The 22993-nt window shown below is 51.2% G+C and carries 21 protein-coding genes; 13 read left to right on the top strand and 8 right to left on the bottom strand.

Going from position 1 to position 22993, the window contains the following annotated elements:
• Positions 1-4: 4 nt before the first annotated feature.
• Positions 5-1261, top strand: coding sequence for a [FeFe] hydrogenase H-cluster maturation GTPase HydF (hydF, locus tag IEY53_RS05640; RefSeq protein ID WP_189022838.1), 1257 nt, complete (start codon positions 5-7; stop codon positions 1259-1261).
• Between the two features lie 96 nt (positions 1262-1357).
• Here hydF and hydG read toward each other — a convergent pair whose 3' ends face one another.
• The 3 genes from hydG to fdhD form a co-directional block, all read right to left on the bottom strand.
• Positions 1358-2773: a [FeFe] hydrogenase H-cluster radical SAM maturase HydG gene (gene hydG, locus IEY53_RS05645; protein WP_229696005.1), complete on the bottom strand. Its 1416-nt coding sequence runs from the start codon at positions 2771-2773 to the stop codon at positions 1358-1360.
• A 73-nt stretch (positions 2774-2846) separates the two neighbouring features.
• Positions 2847-3923, bottom strand: a complete 1077-nt coding sequence (gene hydE, locus IEY53_RS05650) for a [FeFe] hydrogenase H-cluster radical SAM maturase HydE (protein WP_189022839.1) — start codon at positions 3921-3923, stop codon at positions 2847-2849.
• A 120-nt stretch (positions 3924-4043) separates the two neighbouring features.
• The gene (gene fdhD, locus IEY53_RS05655; protein WP_373293813.1) at positions 4044-4799 is read right to left on the bottom strand and encodes a formate dehydrogenase accessory sulfurtransferase FdhD; all 756 of its coding nucleotides are present in this window, start codon (positions 4797-4799) and stop codon (positions 4044-4046) included.
• Between the two features lie 268 nt (positions 4800-5067).
• On the opposite strand from fdhD, the gene smc reads away from it, so the two are divergent.
• The 5 genes from smc to IEY53_RS05680 all read left to right on the top strand — a co-directional run bounded on the left by smc (position 5068) and on the right by IEY53_RS05680 (position 12318).
• A complete protein-coding gene (gene smc, locus IEY53_RS05660) occupies positions 5068-8637 on the top strand; it encodes a chromosome segregation protein SMC (RefSeq protein ID WP_189022841.1) in 3570 nt (1189 codons plus the stop codon).
• A 43-nt stretch (positions 8638-8680) separates the two neighbouring features.
• Positions 8681-9238 carry a GNAT family N-acetyltransferase gene (locus IEY53_RS05665; protein ID WP_189022843.1) on the top strand — a complete coding sequence of 186 codons (558 nt, stop codon included), beginning with the start codon at positions 8681-8683 and terminating at the stop codon, positions 9236-9238.
• Positions 9239-9267: 29 nt separating this feature from the next.
• On the top strand, positions 9268-10263 hold the full coding sequence (gene ftsY / locus IEY53_RS05670) for a signal recognition particle-docking protein FtsY (protein ID WP_189022845.1): 996 nt from the start codon (positions 9268-9270) through the stop codon (positions 10261-10263).
• A 552-nt stretch (positions 10264-10815) separates the two neighbouring features.
• The gene (locus tag IEY53_RS05675) at positions 10816-11625 is read left to right on the top strand and encodes an SDR family oxidoreductase (protein ID WP_189022847.1); all 810 of its coding nucleotides are present in this window, start codon (positions 10816-10818) and stop codon (positions 11623-11625) included.
• Between the two features lie 255 nt (positions 11626-11880).
• Positions 11881-12318: a Rossmann-fold NAD(P)-binding domain-containing protein gene (locus IEY53_RS05680; RefSeq protein ID WP_229696006.1), complete on the top strand. Its 438-nt coding sequence runs from the start codon at positions 11881-11883 to the stop codon at positions 12316-12318.
• Between the two features lie 10 nt (positions 12319-12328).
• Here IEY53_RS05680 and IEY53_RS05685 read toward each other — a convergent pair whose 3' ends face one another.
• The gene (locus IEY53_RS05685; RefSeq protein ID WP_189022848.1) at positions 12329-12961 is read right to left on the bottom strand and encodes an HXXEE domain-containing protein; all 633 of its coding nucleotides are present in this window, start codon (positions 12959-12961) and stop codon (positions 12329-12331) included.
• 23 nt (positions 12962-12984) lie between these two features.
• Positions 12985-13572 (bottom strand): TetR/AcrR family transcriptional regulator, encoded by a 588-nt coding sequence (locus IEY53_RS05690; protein ID WP_189022850.1) that lies wholly within the window; start codon positions 13570-13572, stop codon positions 12985-12987.
• Between the two features lie 210 nt (positions 13573-13782).
• Between IEY53_RS05690 and IEY53_RS05695 the strand changes: the two genes are divergently transcribed.
• From IEY53_RS05695 to IEY53_RS05705, 3 genes are all read left to right on the top strand, one after another.
• Entirely contained in the window at positions 13783-14571 is a 789-nt protein-coding gene (locus IEY53_RS05695; RefSeq protein WP_229696007.1) for a DUF2087 domain-containing protein, read from the top strand.
• Between the two features lie 117 nt (positions 14572-14688).
• Entirely contained in the window at positions 14689-15081 is a 393-nt protein-coding gene (locus tag IEY53_RS05700) for a GIY-YIG nuclease family protein (protein WP_189022852.1), read from the top strand.
• Positions 15082-15138: 57 nt separating this feature from the next.
• Positions 15139-15537 carry a DnaJ family domain-containing protein gene (locus IEY53_RS05705; RefSeq protein WP_189022854.1) on the top strand — a complete coding sequence of 133 codons (399 nt, stop codon included), beginning with the start codon at positions 15139-15141 and terminating at the stop codon, positions 15535-15537.
• Between the two features lie 685 nt (positions 15538-16222).
• Here the strand turns inward: IEY53_RS05705 and IEY53_RS05710 are convergent.
• Complete coding sequence (locus IEY53_RS05710) at positions 16223-16657, bottom strand: GNAT family N-acetyltransferase (RefSeq protein WP_189022856.1); 435 nt, start codon at positions 16655-16657, stop codon at positions 16223-16225.
• A 135-nt stretch (positions 16658-16792) separates the two neighbouring features.
• On the opposite strand from IEY53_RS05710, the gene hrpB reads away from it, so the two are divergent.
• A complete protein-coding gene (gene hrpB / locus IEY53_RS05715; RefSeq protein ID WP_189022858.1) occupies positions 16793-19288 on the top strand; it encodes an ATP-dependent helicase HrpB in 2496 nt (831 codons plus the stop codon).
• A 92-nt stretch (positions 19289-19380) separates the two neighbouring features.
• On the top strand, positions 19381-20010 hold the full coding sequence (locus tag IEY53_RS05720; RefSeq protein WP_189022860.1) for a general stress protein: 630 nt from the start codon (positions 19381-19383) through the stop codon (positions 20008-20010).
• 271 nt (positions 20011-20281) lie between these two features.
• Here the strand turns inward: IEY53_RS05720 and IEY53_RS05725 are convergent, their stop codons facing one another.
• Positions 20282-21169 (bottom strand): M23 family metallopeptidase, encoded by an 888-nt coding sequence (locus IEY53_RS05725; protein WP_189022862.1) that lies wholly within the window; start codon positions 21167-21169, stop codon positions 20282-20284.
• 309 nt (positions 21170-21478) lie between these two features.
• Between IEY53_RS05725 and IEY53_RS05730 the strand changes: the two genes are divergently transcribed.
• Entirely contained in the window at positions 21479-21838 is a 360-nt protein-coding gene (locus IEY53_RS05730) for a replication termination protein (protein WP_189022864.1), read from the top strand.
• 11 nt (positions 21839-21849) lie between these two features.
• On the opposite strand, the gene IEY53_RS05735 is transcribed toward IEY53_RS05730, so the two are convergent.
• Complete coding sequence (locus IEY53_RS05735) at positions 21850-22413, bottom strand: TraR/DksA C4-type zinc finger protein (protein WP_189022866.1); 564 nt, start codon at positions 22411-22413, stop codon at positions 21850-21852.
• Between the two features lie 183 nt (positions 22414-22596).
• Here IEY53_RS05735 and IEY53_RS05740 point away from each other — a divergent pair, with 183 nt between their 5' ends.
• A complete protein-coding gene (locus tag IEY53_RS05740) occupies positions 22597-22980 on the top strand; it encodes a DivIVA domain-containing protein (RefSeq protein ID WP_189022868.1) in 384 nt (127 codons plus the stop codon).
• Positions 22981-22993 lie beyond the last annotated feature (13 nt).

Here is a 22993-nt window from a genome sequence, read left to right on the forward strand (position 1 = left end):
TGTTATGAGCTTAAACGATACCCCGCGTGGTGAACGAATGCACATTGCAGTTTTTGGAAGACGTAATGCCGGCAAATCCAGTGTGATTAACGCTTTAGGCGGTCAGGAGACGTCCATTGTTTCACCCGTCAGCGGGACAACGACAGATCCGGTCTATCAACCGATGGAGTTGCTTCCGGTGGGGCCGGTAGTGCTCATTGATACCGCCGGATTGGATGATAGCGGAAATTTGGGCGAACAGCGGATTCGCAAAACAAATCAGGTTCTGACCAAAACCGATCTGGCATTGCTGGTGATTGACGCTCTCCACGGCGTAGACAAATTTGAGCAGAATCTGTTGCGGAACCTGTCAGACAAGAAGGTTCCGGTTATCCTACTATTGAATAAAATAGATTTGCTCAAAGATCATGGTAACGGCGCGGAACACACTGCAGTGGCGGCCAAGGTAGAAGAACAGCTCCATTTGAAGCCGATAATATTCAGCGCTCTCAGGAATACTGGTGTTACTGAACTAAAAGCTGCAATGGTCAGGGAGTTGCCGAGGGACGAAGACCGGTTCCGGTTAGTGGGCGACCTGCTGCATCCCGGCGACTTGGCTGTTCTGGTTGTGCCGATCGATAAGGCGGCTCCCAAAGGGAGACTGATTCTGCCCCAGCAGCAGACCATTCGTGACATCATGGAATGTGATGCAGTCGCTGTTGTCACTAAGGAACAGGAGCTTGGACACACACTTAAGACGCTGGGGCGCAAGCCGAATGTGGTGATCACGGATTCACAGGCATTTCTCAAAGTTCAGGCAGACACCCCAAAGGATATCCCGCTCACGTCCTTCTCCATATTGTTTGCCAGGTATAAGGGGGATCTCCCTCAACTTGTGCGTGGGGTGCGGGCCATCGAACGTTTGCGGGACGGAGACCGGGTGCTCATTGCGGAAGCCTGCACGCATCATCGGCAGTCGGATGATATTGCTTCCGTGAAGATTCCCCGCTGGCTGCGGGAATTAACAGGCAGACAGCTTCAAATAGAACATGCTGCAGGCAGCGATTTCCCCGCAGGACTTGGGCTTTATTCACTCATCATTCACTGCGGAGCGTGTATGTTGAACCGCAAGGCGATGCTGCAGAGGCTTGAGGAGGCCGAACATGCGGGTGTTCCGATTGTGAATTATGGTGTATTTATTGCCTATGTGCAGGGGGTGTTCCCAAGAGCCATCGAAATGTTTCCGTCTGCAATGCTGGCTTGGGAGGAGGGAGGCAGATAACCATTCATGCATATACTAAAGCGGGGTGTTCCAAAAGCCAAAGCAATGGCTGCTGGGACGCCCCGCTTTTTGTGACAAACCTTAATTTAATGCGACCTAAAACCGTAAATCTCTTTCGCCGTTATGGATACGCTGAAGCTGCTTTAGGGTCGCTTTTTTGACCGATTCCTTGGGAATGCGCTCCAAATTGTCATGAATCGTCTGCTCTCCAATGGCCCGCATCTCCTCATCGGCGTAATCCAGCAGGTATTCCTGAAACGTCATCAGGGAGTTCGGCTGACAGACGTTATGGATTTGGCCGGATTTGGCCAGCTGCATGAAACGGTCTCCCGTGCGGCCTTCCCGGTAACAGGCGGTGCAGTAACTGGGTACATATCCGTCCTGGCAGAGATTTTTAATAATTTCCATTGGGGAACGGTGATCGCCTACCGTGAATTGCGGGTTGTCATCTTTATCTTTGTTCACACTGTATGCGCCAACGCCAGTGGCGGAGCCTGCGCTGATCTGGGAAATACCGAGCTTGATAATCTGATCGCGGAATTCGGAGTCTTCGCGTGTAGAGAGGATCATTCCTGTATAGGGAACGGCAATTCGCAGAACGGCGACGATTTTGGCGAAATCGGGATCGCTGACCAAATAAGGGTAACTGTCAAGGTTCACATTCTCCGCTTCGCGCAGGCGGGGGACGGAAATCGTATGCGGCCCGCAGCCATACGTCTGTTCCAGGTGTTCGGCATGTTTTAGCATGGCTATGGTTTCATATTTGTAATCATAGAGCCCATACAGAACACCAATCCCGACATCCTCGATCCCGGCTTTCATGGCCCTGTCCATGGCGGTCGTATGCCAATCATAATCGCTTTTGGGTCCTTGTGGATGGTGATGCTTATAACTGGGTCTATGATAAGTCTCCTGAAATAAAATATAAGTTCCAATACCCGCCTCAGCCAGCTTGACGTAGTCGTCAATTGTGGTTGCGGCGATGTTGATATTAATCCGGCGGATGCTGCCATTGTCCAGCTTCGTATCGTAGATAGTCCTTATGCAATCGAGAATATAATCGATGGAACAATTACGGGGATCTTCACCCGCTTCCAGCACAAGCCGTTTGTGACCCAGAGACTGCAGAACGGTAACTTCCTGGGCAATATCCTCTAAGGTTAAGCGGCAACGTGTGAATTCGGAATTGGAATGTTTGTATCCGCAGTACACGCAATTATTGACACAGTAGTTGCTGACATAGAGCGGTGCGAACAAAACAATCCGGTTGCCGTAGATCCGTTCCTTGATCTCTCTGGATACCTGAAAGATTTCATGGAGCGTTTCCGGATCTTCCACATATAAGAGGACGGCTGCTTCTTGTGACGTCAATCCTTTACATTGTCTGGCTTTCTCAAGGATTGCGGACACCTTGCCCCGATCGGATCCGGCCGTTTCTCCAAATTGCAGCGCTTCTTTGATCTCTTCGTCCTGAATGAAATCCGCCGGACGACTTTCATTTACTCGGCTCACGAACATCCACTTCTTTCTGGGTTCATTTATTTGGATTGACAAGTAGGGCAACAAGCTGATTTGGGCAGCTTCCTTAAAGAGGAACTTGCTGTGCAGAGGAGCGGGATAGAAATTTCAGACTATCTCCCCGGCCCATATCAACATGGAATCCGGCAGCTTTAATCCGCTGCTCCAGGCAGAATCTGCATTGTGCGGATTCATCACCCAGACAGATTTTGTTGTTGTAAAGCGTATATTGGGCTCTAACAGTTAACGGGGAGAGATTAGGCATGACTACATTGGCCCCTGCTTGCAACGCCAGCTCCCGTCCGTTCGGATGGGCGGTTCCCATAGCTGTTGTAGCAGGAATTAGAGCATTCGGCACGAAGAGCCGGGCAAGAGCAATCATATCAAGTGTATTCATAACCGTCCCGGCCGGCTCGTCCTTTAAGGGAGTGGCCTGATGCGGCAAAAAAGGGCCAATGCCGATCATATCCGGTTCAAGCTCCTTAAGATAAAGCAGATCTTCAGCCAAATCCCCGGGCGTTTGTCCAGGTAAACCGACCATGAAACCTGCACCCACTTGATAGCCGAGAGACTTAAGGGCCGTTAACCGGTTCCGGCGGCTGTCAAAGGCCATGGTGGGGTGCAGGGCTTCGTACAGCTTGCGGGAGGCCGTCTCATGGCGCAGCAAGTAACGGTCCGCACCGGCCGCGAGCAAAGCGGCGTAAGCCGCATCATCCCGTTCACCAATCGACAGAGTTACTGCTGTATCAGGAAAAAGTGTCTTGATGTGTGTAATGATATCTGCCAGCTTCTCCGTGGTATACCAGTCGTCTTCTCCGCTCTGCAGAACAAAGGTACGGTAGCCCAGTTCATACCCTTCCCGGCAGCATTCCAGAATCTGTTCAGGCTGGAGCCGATAGCGGCTGACCGTCTTGTTGCCGGAACGTATGCCGCAATACAGACAATTTTGCTTGCATATATTGGAAAACTCGATCAGCCCGCGTAAAAATACACGGTCGCCATAACGTTCCATTCTTTTCAGATGGGCAAGATGATGCAGCCGTTTTTTTAGATTTTGGTCCAGATTCTTCAGCACAGCAATGATCTCTTGAGATTCCAGTGATTCTTCTTCATATAGACGATCCAGCAATTGTTCCGTTGACATCACTCCCTATTCTGAAGGGTAATAACTATAAAACAAAAAATAACAAAAGTGAATTCCTAGTAAAAATTGTAACAAAAGTAAAATAAACGAACAGTGAGTTTTGTGCTTGAAATTTCTGGTTTACGGAGGGGGGAATGCGGGACAACCGGAGATGCGGTCTGGCCGGGTATACACATTACATGAATTCTGACGAATGAAACCAACGGTAGTGATTCCCAACTGTTCTGCCAGCTCAAGTGCAAGTCCGGTGGGGGCAGATTTGGACAAAATCATTTCGCAGCCTATTTTGGCTACTTTCAATAAAATTTCCGCAGAGATCCTTCCGCTGAAGACAACAATTTTGTTATTGAGATTCATATGCTGCTTCAGGCAGTAGCCGTAAATTTTGTCCAGTGCATTATGACGTCCAATGTCGCTGCGGGCCAGCAGCACTCCGCCGGCATCGCAAATTGCAGCAGAATGGACGCCGCCAGTGCGGTGGAAGAGCTCTGATCCGGTTTGCACTTCCTCCATTAAGCGGAAACAATCGTCAAAAGAGAGAGACACATGTACCCCGTCCGCAATTTTGGCCGTTCTGGCATCATTAACGTAGACGAAACCATGCCGGCTGGACCCGCAGCAGGAAGTTACATATCGCTTGGCGAACAACTGTCGGTGTAGTGGGCTTAAGCGGTCTGTAGTTACGTGGACGAAACCTTCTTCTTCCTGACTCCATATCGCCTTAATATCCTGGATCCCTCTAATGATTCCTTCGGATGCCAAATAACCGATAACCATGTCCTCGATATATTCAGGAGTGCATACCAGAGTGACGAATTCATCGCCGTTAATTTTGACTGTGACCGGATGTTCCGTAACGATAACATCATCTTCCATCGTAATATGGCCACTGCGGTAACGTATAATTTCCCCATGCTGCTCGGGTCCCATTTCCAATGCAACCACCCTTTGTCCTTAGAAATTGAACATCTTAACATTTCCTTTAGTTGGTAAAAGTACTATAAAAACACACTATTACTACATCACTTTTCCTAAAAAGTGTCAATTTAATATCTCACATCCTACCTTTGCGTTCTTCATTAATCAGCGCTATTTTAGGGTGCTTAACGCTATGGTATAATGATGCAGAGGTGACTAACGAGTTATGTTTTTGAAACGGATTGAATTAGCCGGCTTTAAATCCTTTGCCGATAAAACGGAAATGGAATTTGTACGCGGCATTACAGCGGTAGTTGGACCGAACGGAAGCGGCAAAAGCAATATTTCCGACGGGATTCGCTGGGTACTGGGTGAACAAAGCGCCAAATCGCTGCGCGGCGGCAAGATGGAGGATATTATTTTTGCCGGCAGTGATGCAAGAAAAGCGGTGAATTACGGTGAGGTATCGCTCACACTGGATAATGAAGATCACGTATTGCCGCTGGATTTCAGCGAAGTGACGGTAACCCGGCGTGTGCACCGCAGCGGTGAAAGTGAATATTTAATTAACAAACAATCCTGCCGTCTGAAGGACATTACGGAGCTGTTCATGGATACAGGTATCGGGCGTGAGGCTTATTCCATTATTGGACAAGGCCGGATTGAAGAGATTCTAAGCACCCGTTCCGAGGACCGGCGGGGAATCTTTGAAGAGGCCTCGGGGATTGTTAAATATAAATCACGCAAAAAAGACGCCGGGCGCAAGCTGGACGAAACCGAGCAGAATCTGCTGCGCATCCACGACCTGATCAGCGAATTGGAGGATCAGATTGGCCCGCTGAAGGATCAATCCGAGAAAGCTATCCGCTTTAAGGAATTGCGTGAACAATTGAAGCATCAGGAAATTTCGGTGTATGTCCACCAGATCGAAGGGATACATACCGCCTGGCAGGAGGGCAATGCGAGGCTTGAGACCCTGCGGAATGAGCAGCTGGAATTATCTACAGTCGTTTCAGCGCATGATGCAAAGCTGGAGAGCGGACGTTCTGCGCTGCGGACTCTGGAAGAGCAGATTGAGAAGCAGCAGGAACAATTGCTTCGTTATAGTGAAGCTTATGAGAAGAACGAAGGTTACGGCGAGGTATTGAGGGAACGCCGTAAGAACCTGGAGAACAACCGGGAACAGCTTACTTTGACTCTAGGTTCTGTAGGAGAACGCTCCGAAGGCCGGCAGCGTGAGCTTGCCGCTCTGGAGCAGAAGCTGGCCGAGTCCCGCGCTGCACTTGCCGGGCTGCGCCAGCAGCTGGCGGATGAGGAAGCGAGACTGGAAGGTGTCGCTGAAGGGATCAGCCAAAGCAAGGAAGAGAAGCTGAAGAGCGCTCTGCTGGAGCTGATGAACCAGATGGCCCAGGCCCGGAACGAAATCCGCTATGCGGATCAGCAGAAGGAGACCCTGGAGCGCAGACTAAGCCGCAGCGATGAAGAAGGCGACAAATGGACTGCCCGGCTGGCAGAATTGAATGCTGCCCAGAAGGGGCTGCAGCACAAGATCGCTGCACTCGGCAAAGAGCTTGGCGATCTGCGCAGTGCCTATATCTCGGAGAGCGAGCAGCTCAGCAAGCGGCAGAAGCTGCTGGAGGAGACTGGGGCCGGGCTGCGCAAGTGGGAACAGAAACGCGAGGCGCAGGTATCCCGCTTCGAGACCATGAAAGAAATGCAGGATGACTTTGACGGCTTTATGCTCGGCGTTAAAGAAGTGCTCAAGGGAGCACGCAAAGGTCAGCTGAGCGGTGTGCATGGTGCCGTAGCTGAGCTGATCTCGGTTCCCGAGAAGCTGGAGCTGGCGGTAGAGACCGCCATGGGCGCTTCACTCCAGCATGTGGTCATGGAGAATGAAGCGGTATCCCGGCAGGCGATTGCCTTCCTGAAGCAGCGTCAGCTTGGCCGCGCGACGTTTCTGCCGCTGGATGTAATTCGTCCGCGGCAGATTACCGGCAGTGACCGCGGTATGGTCGAGGGTGCGGAAGGTTTTGTAGGCATCGCTTCGGAGCTGGTCGGCTATGATGAGCAATATGCCAGCATTGTGGGCAGTCTGCTGGGAAATGTAGTTATCGCCGAAAGCCTGGAGCAGGCGAACCGTATAGCTGCGCGCTGCCAGTATCGGTACCGGGTTGTAACCCTGGAGGGCGATGTGGTGAATGCCGGAGGTTCGATGACCGGGGGCAGCCAGCACAAGAAGAATAACAGCCTGCTCAGCCGCAAGCGCCAGCTTGATCAGCTCAGCAGTGAAATTGCCGAAAGCGAACGTCAAATTACCAAGCTGAAACAAGGCATAGGCCGGCTGCGCGAGGAGCAGGAGAATGCAAGCGTGAAGCTGGAAGAGCTGCGGCGGGACGGTGACGAGAAAAGACTGGAAGAGCAGCGTGTCTCCGGCGATCTGAAGCAGCTGGAGCAGGAACTGCGCCATGTGCAGGAGCAAGTGGAAAGTGCGGGTGCGGAGCGCAGCGGTTTTGAGAATGAGGTGCGCGGAATGGAGGAGGCCCGGAAGTTGGCCACGGCCGAGCTAATGCGTCTGGAGAAGGAAGAGAAGGATGCCCACGAAGCCATCCGCAGTGCAGAATCCGCACGTAAAGCGAATGAATCGGCGAAGGAAGAGCTTCAAGGCAAACTGACCAGCATGAAGGTTTCGGAGGGGAAGCTGGATCAGGAGATTTTTTCTCTGGAAGAACAACTCCGCCGCACAAGACAAGATGCCGGCTCACAGGACAAGGAATTGCGCCAGAACCGCAGCCTGCTGAGTACCATTGAGCAGGATTTGGCGAACAATGCCCTGGAAGCCGTGAAGCAGAAGGAAGATCTGAACAACTACCGCCTCAAAAAAGAAGAGACAGCGAGCACCCTGGACTTTGCCCGGGCAGAGCGTTCGGCATTGACCCGCAAGCTGGAACTTGAGGAAGGAGAAACGAAGGAACAAAGGTTGGCTTTAAAAGCCGTAGAGGACAAGCTCCGCGCGACCGAAGTATCGGTCGGCAGACTTGACGTGGAGCTGGACAACATTCTGCGCAAGCTTAGTGATGATTATGAGCTGAGCTATGAGCTGGCGAAGCAGCGTTATCCCGTTCCCGAGGATGTGCCTGCGGCTCAGGCTGATGTTCAGCGTTTGAAGCGCAGCATTTCAGCCCTGGGTGAAGTGAACCTCGGCGCCATTGAGGAATATCAGAGGGTGCATGAGCGTTTTACGTTCCTCAGTGGGCAAAAGGATGATCTGGTTGAAGCCAAAACCACCCTCTACCATGTCATCCGCGAGATGGAAGAAGAGATGTCCAAACGGTTCAAGCAGACCTTTGATGCGATCCGGCGCGAATTCGGCACCGTATTCACCAAGCTGTTCGGCGGTGGACGGGCGGATCTGATGCTGCTGGACCCTGAGCATATGCTGGATACGGGGATCGACATTGTGGCCCAGCCTCCCGGCAAAAAGCTGCAGAATTTACAGCTGCTCTCCGGCGGAGAACGTGCGTTGACCGCGATGGCCTTGTTATTTGCCATTTTGCAGGTCAAGCCGGTGCCTTTCTGCGTACTTGATGAAGTGGAGGCGGCACTGGATGAAGCGAACGTGGTCCGTTTTGCCCAATATTTGCGTGAATTCTCCGAACAGACGCAGTTCATCGTCGTGACGCATCGCAAAGGAACCATGGAGGAAGCCGATGTGCTGTATGGCGTCACCATGGAAGAGGGCGGTGTATCGAAGCTGGTATCCGTGAAGCTGGAAGACGAGGAAGCGGAGATAGCCTAAGGGTATTGAGTGTACAAGCTTCACTAAGGAGGTTCTCCAGGCAATGTCCAAGGTGAACATCAGAAGACCCACACTGGAAGATACCGGTGATATGCACCGGTTTTTCCGATTCATGATTACAGATACTTTTCGCAAGGAAGGTGCCGGGGAATGCCTTGAGGATATCGAGCAGGAAATTGCCGGCAAGGTGCAAGCGCTGCAAAGCGATTTGGCAAGCAATGGGGTGGCCAGAACGTTCTTCATCGCGCTGGTTCAGGGACAACTTATCGGCACGATCGAATATGGTCCGGCCAGCAGCCTGATCAACGAATGTACTAAAGGTGCTTTGCAGCATCAGGTAGAAGTAGGCAGCGTATTTGTCCATCCGGACTACCAGGGCAGAGGTATAGGGTCACTAATGTGGAATGTGGTGCTGGTAGCTCTGCTCAGCCATGGGATCGAAGAATTCTGCCTGGACAGCGGGTATGCCGCCGCACAGAAGATTTGGAAGGTCAAATTTGGCGAACCGGATTATATCATGCAGAATTACTGGGGAGCGGGTCAGGATCATTGGATTTGGACCAGACAGACCCGGGATATGAAATTACTGTTCAAGGCGTAATCAGGGTAAGAATAAGAGGAGGAACGCAAGTGAGTTTTTTTCGCAAGCTGAAAGAAAGTATCTCAGGCAAAACGGAAAGTGTAACCAAGCAATTCCGCGATGGTCTGGAAAAAACCCGCAAGGGATTTGTGGAGAAGGTCTCTGACCTGATTATCCGCCGCAAGAAGATCGATGAAGAATTTTATGAAGAGCTCGAAGAAATTCTGATCGGTGCCGACGTGGGTGTGAACACGGTAATGACTCTTGTTGAAGAACTGCGGGCCGAGGTGAAAAAAGAGCGTATCGAGGATGCCTCCGAACTCCAGCCGATTCTGTCCCGCAAGCTGATGGAGCTGCTGCGCGGCGATGATGACAACAGCCTTAATGAAAACCCCGATGGAATTACCGTAATCCTGTTCGTGGGCGTAAATGGCGTCGGCAAGACAACTACAATCGGCAAGCTGGCGCACCGGTATAAGCAGGAGGGCAAGAAAGTACTGCTGGCTGCCGGAGATACCTTCCGTGCGGGAGCGATCGAGCAGCTGGAGGTATGGGGCAAACGTGCCGGCGTGGATGTCATCAAACAGCAGTCGGGTTCTGATCCGGCTGCGGTCATGTACGATGCCGTTCAAGCCGCCAAGCAGCGGAATGTGGATGTGCTGATCTGCGATACGGCGGGCCGGTTGCAGAACAAAAGCAATCTTATGGAAGAGCTCAATAAAATCTTCCGTGTCATTCAGCGTGAAATTCCTAGTGCGCCCCATGAGGTGCTGATGGTATTAGACGCGACAACGGGTCAAAATGCGCTAACCCAGGCCAAGCTCTTCGGTGAAAAAAGCGGCGTTACAGGTCTGGTGCTGACCAAGCTCGACGGGACGGCCAAAGGCGGGATTGTGGTAGCAATCCGCCAGGAGATGAACCTGCCGGTTAAGCTGGTTGGCCTCGGCGAAAAAATGGAGGATCTGCAAACCTTTGATTCCCAGCAGTTTGTGCATGCCTTGTTCGCCGGAATGATCGCCGAGCAGGAAGCGACGGAGGAGAAGTAATTAGATCCTACTTAAAGAAATAGCGACAAGGATGCAAGGGAAGCCGGTAGCAAATACCGGCTTTTTTGGCGTCTGGTCCTACGATAACACCAGAGAAGTTCACCAGATAAAAAATACAATATATGAAAAATTCACAATAGAAAGGCTTAATCTCAAAATAAGCGGTTGCCAGACTTCACGGACCAGAGTAACGTTATTTGGCGAAATCAGCTCATTTTTCTGGTCAAACGGACTCAGGAGCCGCTAATTGATCCCTTGACCTTGTTTTGGGCTAGAGAACATACAATAAGAGCACCTGTGTCCGTATAAAAGGACAATACCCTTCGTTGTCTCAAATAAGAGCATCTGTGTCCGCTCCTTGCACAGCCGGTCCCGGTGGGAACAGCTAAAACCGGGAACTTCCAAAGCACGCTTCACGCTTCTGCAGATCATCGACTTCAGATTAGTAATTATTTTGTGCAAATTTGCACGTTGATGATTAAAATGAAGGTAAAATTGGGTAATCTGAAACAGAGCCATTTCATTTGAAGGATACGGAAGGAGCGAGTGCATTTGAGCCCAAATATAGCGAAAAAACAGCGTTTTCTCGGAAAAACAGCCATTATCACGGGTGCGGGCTCCGGTATTGGCAGAGCAACCGCCATTCAGATGGCAAAAGAAGGTGCAAATGTTGCTTTGTTTGATCTGGTGAATGAGCGTACTTCCGTCTTGGAGCAAAAGCTGAACAAGCTGCGCAAGGACTGCGCTTTGGCCATTGATGTGGATACCTCAGATGCCGGGCGGATGGAAGAAGCCGTGCGCAGAACGGTTGAGCATTTTGGCGGGCTGGATATTGTTTTTGCCAATGCCGGAATTAATGGTGCTGTCGGCCCCATTGAAGAACTGAGTCTAAGCGACTGGGAGCGGACAATCACAGTGAACCTGACCGGGACCTTTCTCACGCTGAAATACACTATCCCGCACCTTAAGGAAAAAGGAAAAGGCAGCATTATTATCACCAGCTCCATTAACGGGAACTCAAGGTTTGCCAGCTTCGGGTGGTCGCCGTACAGTACAACGAAGGCAGGACAGGTAGCATTTGCTAAAATGGCGGCACTGGAGCTTGCCAAATTCAAAATACGGGTCAATGTGATTTGTCCCGGCGCCATCTCAACGAACATTGACGAAAGTACGGAATTCAATGAGGACGTCGAGTCTATTGTTATTCCCATCGAGTTCCCTGAAGGGGCGCAGCCGCTGGCCGACGGCCCGGGCAAACCGGATAATGTGGCAGATCTGGTGTCTTTCCTCGCTTCGGATGAATCGATTCATATTACGGGAGCCCAGATTGTGATTGATGGAGCAGAATCTTTGTTATCCTAATCAAAAAAAGCAGGGGTTAGAGCTGCTGAATATCCCAACATCCGTAGCCGGTCGCTAGACCTGGACTGCGGATGTTATTTGCGTTTACAATAACGGAAGGATCGGATAATATATCCAGAATCGATAGGGGTTAGCAATAAATTCCCGGCAACGTGAAGGGGTTGAGGCTGAAGTGGATTCGGCAATAGCAAAAGGGAAAATCAAAGTCATTCTTACCGGTGCTACAGGAATGGTGGGGGAAGGTGTGCTCCATGAATGCCTGGGGCCGGCTACACCTATTTAACCCGTGATCTCACCCTGAACCTGGCCGGACTGCTCGTGAAGCAGAATGCGGGGATGGTGTTCTGCTATGTATCGGCAGTCGGTGCAGATCCATCCGGGCAAAGCCGGAGCATGTGGGCCAGAGTAAAGGGCAGGACCGAACAGGAACTGCTGAAGCTGCCCTTTAGGCAAGCGTACATGTTCCGTCCGGGTTTCGTCCGGCCTACCCCGGGGCTGCAGCGGACGCATAGCTATTATAAGGCGATCAGCTGGCTTTATCCTGTGCTGCGTCCTTTATTCCCCAAATATGTGATTACCTTAAGCGAAATAGGGCAAGCCATGATTCACAGTGTTACCCGCGGATATGGGCAGCCGGTGCTTGAGAGCAAGGAGATTGCCCATTTGGCGAAGCCCTCCAGCCCGGAGAAGTGATGGCGTGTTACTACAGGGATTTGGTTGAATAAGGCCCTAACTGCTTTTTGGAGAAGCTGTAAGGCGAATTCATATTTTTAAGCCACATGTTGCCTTTAATAATAAGGAGATACACGGCGGTAATGAAATAAACCGATCCGATCACCCAGTCAACCGCTCCCGCCAAATGGTGCGTGACGATGTAGTGGATGTACCATCCGCCGATAGGGAAATGGAACACCAGGACTGCGAATAAACCAGGATTATAAACGGTTTTTGCTTTTAGGTTGGCAAAGATGCCGTGCCAAATAAACTGGAAAAAGCCCATAAAGATCGGAGCAAGCGCCAGCCAGATCACATTCGGAAACAAGACCGGGAGAAGATAAAATACATAGGCGATGATCAGATTAATGACCATGGCGGATTGTGTATTCAAAGGATAACGCTCGGGATGTTCGCTTTTGAATATTACGACGTTAAACAATCCGCCAAAATAACCGGGCCACCGATACTCCTCGAACTGATGCACCAGGATCGCGACAAAGCTAAGCCACAATATTAGATTTAATTCGGACATGTTCTGTAGATTGATCCCTATTCCGATCCCTGTGATTACTCCGACAAGAATACCGAGATCAGGCCAATATTTTCGCAGCAGATTCATTGTTCATCTCTCCTTAGCGTTTTTTAGTTGTGAAAATAACGTTCAAACAATAAGTCGATTTGCCATTCGACGGGATTGACCCGAACTCCGGCTCCGGCTTCGAGAATCGGCAACATCAGTGCCGGCATAAAAATCGCCCCGAATATTTGCATCATCATCATCATCAATAGTTCCGGATTTTGTTCCTTCGTAATCTCCATAAGAATGCCTTGGATCTTGTGGAATCCTATCGCCTGCATAAACTCCCCGTATTCATATTGCGATGTAAACATGGTAGTGCCCATAGTAATAATACGCGCAACCAACTCCGGATACTGCTGGATAACCTGCACATAATGGAGCAAAAATGCTTTTAATCTCTGCTTAGGCGGTAAAGTCAGCTCGTTCAGCACAGTAAATGACTCTTGAAATCCCGACAGCAAAATCTTGATTACTTCATTAATGAGCTTATCCTTAGAACCAAAATAATAATTCACCAGTGAAACGTTGGTGCTTGAGCGGGCTGCGATCTTGCGGATCGTGACACTTTCGAAGCCTTCTTGCCTGAACATGTCCAAAGCAGTACGCAAAATCAATTCTTTTGTTTCGCTGTTCTTATCCGTGAGCGGCATAGTATTCCTCCTGTCATTTAGTAAAACAGTGATTTAAATAACAATTAAAACAATGTTTTAATTAAATGTATCATCCTTTTTATCACAAATCAATGGGCGATAGCGAAAGTTGAAAAACTATTTTAAAACTAAACGAAACTAATATATTGTTGTTATAAAATAAACAAAATGTTATTATGTTTATAAATAATAGAAAAGCAGGTGTTGCTGTTGTCTGAAGATCAGGAAGTCATAAGCATATCGGAGAAGTTCTGGAACGCTTCCATAGAGGAGCTTAAGAAAGGATATGTGTTTGAAGAGAGGGACCGCTGCGGAATGTATGTTTGTCTGGTGTGCGGTGAGGCTTTTGAGAAGGGCGTGATTCATAAGGACGGCGACAAATATTATGAAGCGGAGAAATCCGCAGCTGTACATGTGGAACGTATGCATGGGACCATGTTCCAGTGGCTGCTGGGACTCGATAAGAAATTGACCGGACTTACTGATCTGCAGAAAGGTCTGCTTAATGCCTTCCGGCAAAGCTTGAGCGATGCCCAAGCGGCGCAAGAGCTGGGAATCGGGAGCACCTCGACCGTGCGGAACCATAGGTTTACTCTGCGTGAAAAAGCCAAGCAGGCCAAGCTGTTCCTGACCATCATGGAGCTGGTAGACGAGAAACCGCCGGCAGCTTCTCCTTTTGTCAGCATTCCACGTTCGGCTTCTATGGTTGATGAACGTTTTGCGATTACCGAAGAAGAAAATGACGAAATTCTGAAAGCCTATTTTAAACAGGGACCAGATGGACCGTTGTCGGAATTCCCCAAAAAGCAAAAACGAAAAGCGGCGATTCTGCGCCAGCTTATCAAACGTTTTGAACCGGGGCGGGAGTATAGCGAGAAGGAAGTAAACGAACTGCTGAAAGAGGCATTTGCCGATTACATCACCCTGCGCCGTTATTTGATTGACTATGGTTTGCTGGAACGCGAGGAGAGCGGCAGTCATTATTGGGTGAAAATATAGGCTCAAGCTACTAAACAGCTTACGACTAAACAGGGGAACACGGCTGAGGGCTGGAGGGATTCTGGAGACCAACCGCTGATTTTGGTTCTGAGCCAAATATAAAGGGAGAGAACAAACATGGATAAAGCAAGACGCAAGGAGCTGGCCTACGATTATGCCCACTCCCACCGGCCAATGGGAGTTTTCCGGATGGTGAATACGAAGAAGGACAAGTCTTTTGTAGGCAGCAGTCTGAATTTGGACGGAGTGTGGAATAAACATAAATTTATGCTTGATATCAACGCTCATGACATCAAGGAGCTGCAGACTGACTGGAACAAGGATGGTGAAGCAGCATTCCGCTTTGAGATCCTCGAACAGATTAAACCGGAGGAGGATTTCGTGCAGGAGGTTTCCGACCTGGCTAAATACCGTAAAATGCTGCCCGACCTGGAGCAGAAATGGCTGCAGGAGCTGTCGCCTTACGGGGAACGCGGCTATAATAAAGAGAAGAAACGCGAAGACAGCTAAACCTGGCAGAATGTAAGAAACATAAAGGTATAATCATAGGTGAAAGGAGGGAGGGGTATGGCGATAATGTCATGGCTGGCTGAGCAGCGGATTCAGGAAGCGATGCGCAGCGGGGCGTTTCAGGATTTGCCGGGTCATGGCCAGCCGCTTGAGCTGGAGGATATGTCGGGTGTTCCCGAGGATTTGCGGATGTCCTTCAAAATCATGAAAAATGCCGGCCTGCTGCCCGAAGAAATTACTCTGCGCGCGGAATGTGTTACCTTGGAGGAACTGCTGGCTGCTTGCCACAGCAGCGGGAACAGCAATACGGAAGAAGCCAGAAGCCTGGAACGCAAGCTTTCCCTCAAAAGGCTCCGTCTCCAGGAGTTGCTGCGGGAACGCGGCCTTGATGGGAGCAGTGCATTTAGGCAATATAGTGAGCAGATCCGTCAGAAGATGACGGAGGGCGGGGATTAAAGAAAACGATAGTTCGGAATAAGGTTGGAGGTGTCCCTGAAGCCAGGAAATGGCTGCGCGGGAGACCTCTTTGCGTTGGATAGACATTTGCAAAAAGAAACCGCCTTTGGGTAAATGGAAGAGAAGGCTAACTAATTTAAAATGCCTCTCGTGGGTCATCTGGCGCAGCTGTGGGTGGAAAGAGAGGCAAAAATGCCTCTCATGGGCCGTCTGGCGCGGATATGGGCGGAAGGAGAGGCAAAATGGCCTCTCGTGGGCCGCCTAACGCGGATTTGGGCGAAAAGAGAGGCAAAAATGCCTCTCGTGGGCCGCCTAACGCGGATTTGGGCGAAAAGAGAGGCAAAAATGCCTCTCATGGGTCACCGACGCGGATTTGGGCGGAAGGAGAGGCAAAAATGCCTCTCATAGGCCGCCCGGCGCAGCTGTGGGTTGAAAGAGAGGCAAAAATGCCTCTCGTGGGTCGCCCGGCGTGGATTTGGGCGAAAAGAGAGGCAAAAATGCCTCTCATGGGTCGCCCGGCCAGCTTTGGGCGAAAAGAGAGGAAAAAATGCCCAAAAATGCCTCTCGTTAAAAGTGACGCTCGAGATCGGGTGGCTTTTCTCTCGCCCGTAATCTGCTGAAGCAAGATACTCCTTTTTTGGCAAATTATCAAATAACAGGGGGTATCATCCAGTAGAAAAGTTGCCTATGAAACAGCCCCATTTGACGTTTCTATAAAGTAGACCCATTCGGGGTCCCCTTCATCCAGATTCTCAATGATGCCGCTTGGGATAAAACCCATGGAGAGGCAAACCTGCTGCATGGCCGAGTTGGACGCGTTGGTGGAAGTGAACAGCTTGCCCGTCGGACAATGATCTATGATGTACTGGATAAGCGCACGGGCAACGCCCTGTCTCCGGAAATCGGGGCTTACTATCACCAGTTGAATAAAGCAGCAGCCGAAAAATGAGGTATCGTAGCAGGCAAAGCCTGCGGGTTCACCATGTACAGAACCCAGAACACATTGATTATTGCGAATATAGTTAGCGAGTTGGGACTTACGGCTATCGTTGCCGATTACGCAGCTGTCAATCCGGACCAGAGCGGACAAATCGGCAGGGGTGGCTTGGGCAGTGAACATGAGATGATGTCTCCTTTAGTTAAAATGGATGAAGTATGAGTATCCGCCAAAGCGCGTCTATACCGGCTTGGTCTTGATCTTTGCCGCGCTTTCGCTCATGATTACTAACATAATATCAGATTATGGAGAGATATGATGAAGCAACTTCCTATTATGCAGGTACTGCCCGATCTGCGAAACATATTGCACACTTCCAAGGCCGCCGTATTGATTGCCGAACCCGGAGCAGGGAAAACGACGGCGACGCCCCCGGCTTTTCTGGAGGAGCCATGGCTCGCGGGCAAAACCATTCTTATGCTTGAGCCAAGACGGCTCGCAGCCCGGTCCGCTGCCGTGTATATGGCAGCCTGTCTCGGCGAGAAGGTGGGGCAAACCGTAGGCTACCGGATGCGCGGCGATACCAAGGTCAGCGGCAATACGCGGATTGTGGTTGTTACAGAAGGGGTGCTGACCCGGATGCTGCAATCCGACCCCTCGCTGGAAGAGGTGGGCCTTGTGATCTTTGATGAATTTCACGAACGGAGCCTGCATGCCGATCTGGGGCTGGCCCTAGTGCTGGAATCCCAGGCTGTTCTTCGGGAAGATCTCCGCATCTTAATTATGTCTGCAACCTTGGACGGAGAGCGGGTAGCCGCACTTTTGGACGGAGCCCCTGTGGTGGATTGCCCCGGCCGGACTTACCCGGTGGATACTGTATATGCACCGCCAGGTTCCCAACTGCCACTTGAGCAGGCCGCTGCCGTTGCTGTTAAACGTGCTTTGGCCGAGCAGCCTGGAGATGTGCTGGTGTTTCTGCCGGGAGAACGGGAAATCCGCCGGACCGGGCAGATCCTCGAATCCGGCGTACTCGCTCCCGGGACGGTGGTGCGGCCTTTGTATGGCCAGTTGCCGCAAGCCATGCAGGATGCGGCAGTAGCTGCCTCTGTCCATGGTGAGCGCAAAATTGTGCTGGCTACCTCCATAGCAGAAACCAGCTTGACGATTGAAGGTGTGCGTACCGTTGTCGATACGGGACTGCGGCGGACGCAAAGGTTCTCGCCGCGTACCGGTATGCCCCGGCTTACAACGGTGCCGGTCTCCAAAGCATCAGCCGACCAGCGGCGCGGGCGCGCCGGCCGCACGGCTCCGGGCGTCTGCTACCGGCTCTGGAGCCAGGAGGAGCATGCCCGGCTTCCGGATGATAACGTTCCGGAGATAAGGGAAGCCGACCTGGCGCAGCTCGCATTGGAGCTGGCGCTGTGGGGCGTGCCGGGTCCTGCCGCGCTGGCCTGGCTGGACGCGCCGCCCGCCGCGTCTTACGCGCAGGGCGTGGCCTTGCTGCGCCAGCTCGGCGCGCTTGACGCCGGCGGCGCCATTACGCCGCACGGCCGGCGCATGGCCGCGCTCGGCGCCCACCCGCGCGCCGCGCACATGCTGCTGCGCGCGGCTACGCTTGGCGCCGTGCCGCTCGCCTGCCGGCTGGCGGCGCTGCTGCAGGAGCGGGACCTTTTCAAGGGTCCCGCGGCCCAGGACAGCGACCTCGCGCTCCGCGTAGAGGCGCTGCTCCGGTTCGAGCGCTCCGCCGATACGGGCGGAGCGGACCCGGCGGCACTGCGCGCGGTGCAGCGCGAGAGCCGCCATGCCCTGGCGCAGCTGCAGGCCGCGCCGGGCGATCCCGTGGACAGCAGCCTTAGCGGGCTGCTGCTGTCCTTCGCCTATCCCGACCGGATCGGACAGAAACGCGGGGACGGTGCGTTTCTGCTCTCCGGCGGCCGGGGGGCGGCCATGCGGGAAGATCAGCCGCTGGCGCGCTGCTCCTATATTGTGGCTGCCTCAGTGGACGACCGGGCAGCACAGGGCAAAATTATGCTGGCCGCCGAACTCACCGAAGGCCAGCTGCTTAAGCACCATGCGGACAGCATCACAGAGGAGCTTGAAGTGTACTGGGAACAGGAGAGTGAAAGCGTCAAAGCCCGCCGCCGCAGGATGTTCGGGTCACTGGTGCTGAAAGAAACTACACATGAACGGCCATCGGCAGAGGAAGCGGAGAAAGTACTGCTGACTGCACTGGCTGCGAACGGGCTAGAGGTGCTGCCGTGGGAGAAGGGGACCGTGCAGTTGCGGCAGCGGATGAAGTTCATGCATTCGTTTCGGAAGGATTGGCCGGATGTATCGGATGAAGCACTGCTGAAGTCACTGGACAGCTGGTTGTTACCCTATCTTCAGGGCATGCGCAGCTTTCGGGATCTGCAGCGGGTACCGCTCGCCCGGGCCCTGGAAGGAATGCTCGATTGGCAGGGACGGCAATCGCTGGAACAAGAAGCACCCACACATATCACAGTGCCCAGCGGTTCCCGGATTCCGCTGGATTACGGCAATCCGGCAGCGCCGGTATTGGCAGTAAGGCTGCAGGAGATGTTCGGTCAGGTGGACACACCAAGAATTGGCGGAGGCAAAGTGCCTGTGGTGCTGCATTTGCTGTCCCCGGCCCGCCGGCCGATGCAGGTAACTTCCGATCTGGCCAGCTTTTGGCGCAGCACCTATTTTGAAGTGAAAAAAGACCTGAAAGGGCGTTATCCTAAGCACTATTGGCCGGAGGATCCGCTGCAGGCGGCCCCAACCAACCGGACAAAACCTTACTCCAAAAAGTAGAGGGTTGGTAGATGAATTAAATAATAAGATGTTTGGCCTCCTGCCTACGGGGTAATAATGTAGCGAACGACAATTACTAAGGAGGGCTTCAAGTGACTAAAAAAATAGTAGGTATTTTTGATACGGAACAAGAAGCAACCAGAGCAATTGAAGGTTTGCAAAACCAGGGCGTTCCCAGCAATGAAATTTCAGTAATTACCCGTGATCGTGATGATCTCAAATCCATCTCGGAGGAAACGGGAACCATGGCCCCTGAGGGTGTGGCTACCGGAGCAACAACCGGTGGTGTCGTCGGCGGGGTTGCCGGCCTGCTGGCAGGCATTGGCGCTTTGGCGATTCCCGGGATTGGACCGATTCTTGCAGCGGGACCGATTGCGGCTACACTGACCGGAGCTGCCATTGGTGCAGGCGCCGGCGGACTTGTCGGCGGATTGATCGGACTCGGTATTCCCGAAGATGAGGCCAGAGAATATGAGGGTTACGTGGACAGCGGCAAAATTCTCGTCCTGGTAGACGACAATGGAAGAGGCCGTGATATCCATGGCGTATTCAGGACGAACCGTTCGCTCAATTCCTCGCGTTATGACAGCATCTATTCGGACAGTAATCTAGCAGATTCGGATAGACTTGCGAATGATACGAGAGTAGGCAACACGATGGGCAATAGAGGTTCGATGGATGCACAAGTCGATCCGGATATTTACAATGGTAACAAGATGTAATTATTATCTTTCTTCTATATAAATTATAACTTGTAATTTTTCTGTTTGGGAATGGATCATGACTACGGTGAATGTTTGGACTTCCGGCGGACGTTACCGCTCCTCCAGTTCCAAAATCATCCCCCTCCGTCACTTTCCCTTATTCTTAAATTTTCAGGTTCAATCTATATAATAGATCCCAAGCAAACAACGCGTGCCGATTTCATCGGTACGCGTTGTTTGCTGTTTATAGTACCGCCATGCGGTGGTATAAGCCTTAAACATCGGCCTATTAGCGCTGATCAGGGGTTACCACTGTCCCTTTAAGCGGCATAGGCTCAACATCCGTTCCTTCAAAATACAGCGGTAATCCTTCTGCCAGAATAGGAGCCGGGGTCTTTAACGGGTTCTGGCGCTGGTGATGGATATGTAGATGAGGCTCCGAAGTGGAACCGCTGTTCCCGACATGCCCAAGCAAATCACCGGGCTTCACATGATCTCCAGCCTTGACGGCAACCGTGTCTTTTTTCAAATGATTCAGCAGCAAATAGGTTCCGGTCTCATCCATCTGCAGATAGAGATAATTTCCTTCCATTGATAGTATTTCTTCCGTTCCGGGAGGAATGTCCGCTTCATCATCATAAGCGGCAATGACCGTTCCGGAGACCGGGGACAACACCTCCCGATCCCAGATTCCATAATCCTCAGGGTCTGTACTGCCAGTGTCATAAGGCTCCATTACCAGGTCGTAGGCCCAGCGTTCAGACGGCCACAGGACATGCGGCAGATTATCCGAAGTGGAATCGCCTCCCCAGCCGACTACCGTTTGTTCAGCAAACGGCCATTTCACGGTTACTGAAGGGTGAAGGCTGTGGGCCTTCACGGGATAAGCCAAAGGCACGACATTCAGGGTTAGCAGGATATGCAAGGTCAAGCCGGCAGCTATAAATAAATTTACCATTCGGAGAGCGATCGGCTTATTACGAAGGGATTTCAGTAGAATCAGCAGCACATTAACCATAACGGAAATACCCCCTGCAACAGGGAGGATGAACTTTAGAGCCAGCCAGGCATAAGCACCGGCCAACCCGTGAACCCACAGCACAGTAATCCATAAAAGGACAACAACCAACATCATCAGACTGCTTAAATAACCAAATTTGCGGATATTTCTTACCATAAACGTTCCTCACTTTTTAATAATTGATTGTATTAGTAAGACTCCGTCTAGTTCCAAAACCCTGCAACTTAAATCTGCCCCTACTACCCACCATTCAATATATGAAAAATTCACAATAGAAAACCTAAAAAAACTATATCTAACTCCTACGTGCAAAACCATTATTTAAGAGGGGGTTATATACATAGAATCAAAAAGGAAAAAGGGGACTCTGGCTCCAAATTACAGGTTGTGAAAGTTGGAAAATAGTGCTTATACTAGAGTCACAGAAGGAAACAAAAGGTAATAACACTTATAGGGAGGTGCCTCATGGCATTTATGATCGCCCAACGGGCTTTTATCAAAGTATATTTGATTACGATGGTGGAACAGCATCGGGGATATGGTTATCAGATGCTGGAGGATTTGCGCAGGGATTTCAAGGCTCTCGGCTATGCCCCTCCGCAAAGTGAAATTTACCGTGCGCTGCATGAGCTGGTGCAGCAGGGGATTCTTTACCGCACCAAACAGCTGAAGGGAAATGATCCGAAGGTGGATTTTCAGGAAATCGTACTCTACCATTTCACTTCCGATGGGGAAGAGAAAGCCAAGCTCTACAAAAAACAGGTCAAGACCGATTTGGACCGGTGTCTGGGTATGTTGAACAAAGCGGTTTCCGATAATTTTTGAAGGAGGGGGAATTACAATTCCCCCTCCTCATCATCTCCTGAGCCGGAGGTAACGGGCGAGCTGGCGCTGCCATAATCCTCAACGCTTTCCCAGGCTCCAGCGTCATCAAATCTGCCGCTTTTCTCCTGGCGGTTCTCACCGGCACCTCTGGGCGGAGTGGTCATCACGTCTTCTTCTGCAGGCCGGGCATCGGAGAGATCACGGGCCGGAGTATGCTCAACGGTGTAAGCGGTATAAGGGATGGCTTCCAGCCGTTCATACGGAATTTCTTCTTTGCTGGCTATACAGATGCCGTAAGTTCCCTCGTCCATACGCTGCAAGGCCGCTTCGATTTCCTCAAGCTCTTGTGCAAGCTTATCGTTTATGGCCAAATCTCTGCTGCGCTCGAAAGTCTCTGTTCCCACATCGCCTGGATGATTATCCACAGAGGAGAGCTCGCCGGTTGACATCCGGAGTGAATCCCCCAGAAGGCCTTCGCTTTCGTTGTCTTGAGTAAAATGCTGCTGCAGTGTTTCCCTGCGTTCAAGTAAAGAAGTTTTTAAATGGCTAAGCTGCGACTCGGTCAAATGATTCATGATGCACTCTTCCTTTCTTTGAGAATATTATTGCTGCGTATCATTCCTTACCCCAATACCCCTGGAAACAATCAATCAGAGGTTCAAAGGAGATTCAATATGGGGGGATATTCTCAGGCAGGCTTCGCCCTGTTATAATGAGTACTGCCGGAGGATTGCAGTTTACACATGGAGGTATTAAAGATGGATGAACATATGAAACGAAGATTGGATAAACAAAGAAAACTTTTCAGCCAGCTCGGCATTGGTCTGGATGCACTGACCATTCATGAGAAAGAGTTCAGTATGAAGCTCCGTGGATATGATGCGGAGGAGGTTGATACATTTCTGGACAGTGTAATCAAGGATTATGAGCGCTTTTATGCGACCATTGCCGATTTAATGGACAAGTGGCAGGAGCAGCAGATTGAGCTGCGTGATCTGAAAGCCGAGACCAAGCCGGCACCGGCACCTGTACCAGTGATAACCGGAATTATGCCGCAGGATTTGGAAGAGATCATCGGCAAGCTGGAGAGCAATATCCGTCAGCTTAAAGACAAGCTTCCGCGCAGCGAGGGTTATCTTTAAGAAATGGCCTTAT

Origin of the sequence: Paenibacillus albidus, from assembly GCF_014644435.1 — a bacterium.
Lineage (GTDB): Bacteria > Bacillota > Bacilli > Paenibacillales > Paenibacillaceae > Paenibacillus_AQ > Paenibacillus_AQ albidus.